Raw genomic sequence first — 884 nt, 5'->3', positions numbered from 1 at the left:
CTCGAGCTTCTGCAAGAGCTGGTGCCCACTGCCGAGGACAATGTGAACCGTCACATCTCGATGGCGCGGGAGTGGCACCCTCACGACTACGTCCCGTGGGACGAAGGTCGCAACTTCGCCGCACTCGGCGGCCAGGACTACGACCCGGAGCAGTCCAAACTCTCCGACGTCGCACAGGCCGCGATGATCACCAACCTGCTCACCGAGGACAACCTGCCGTCCTACCACCGTGAGATCGCCGAGAACTTCTCCCAGGACGGTGCCTGGGGAACCTGGGTCGGCCGCTGGACCGCCGAGGAGAACCGCCACGGCATCGTCATGCGCGACTACCTCGTGGTCACCCGCGGCGTCGATCCCGTCGCCCTCGAAGAAGCCCGCATGATCCACATGACCAACGGCTACGTCTCGCCCGCGGGGTCGCAGGTCGGTTTGCTGCACTCGGTCGCCTATGTGACCTTCCAGGAACTCGCCACCCGCGTCTCGCACCGCAACACCGGCAAGGTCTGCGACGATCCGATCGCCGACCGGATGCTCCAGCGCATCGCCGCCGACGAGAACCTGCACATGATCTTCTACCGCAACATCACCGGCGCAGCGATGGACATCTCGCCCGATCAGACGTTGCAGGCTGTCTCGGACATCGTGACGAACTTCGTCATGCCCGGTGCCGGGATGCCGAACTTCCGCCGCAACGGTGTGCTGATGGCCAAGCACGGGATCTACGACCTGCGTCAGCACCTCGAGGACGTCGTCTGGCCGGTGCTGCGCAAGTGGAGCGTCTTCGAGCGCAACGACTTCACCGCACGCGGTGAGAACAAGCGCGAAGAACTCGCCGCATTCCTCGAAGACCTCGAGCGGCAGGCCACCAAGTTCGAGGAGATGCG

General features: G+C 64.5%; 1 protein-coding gene. It reads left to right on the top strand.

Going from position 1 to position 884, the window contains the following annotated elements; translation table 11 throughout:
- Positions 1-884 (top strand): acyl-ACP desaturase (locus CH291_RS26475; RefSeq protein ID WP_094689077.1); only part of this gene is annotated, 884 nt, incomplete at both ends.

It is taken from the genome of Rhodococcus sp. 14-1411-2a, assembly GCF_002259485.1.
In the GTDB taxonomy this organism is placed as follows: Bacteria; Actinomycetota; Actinomycetes; order Mycobacteriales; family Mycobacteriaceae; genus Rhodococcoides.
Note: the sequence above shows the minus strand (reverse complement) of the source record. Positions and strands in the feature narration are given on the sequence as shown.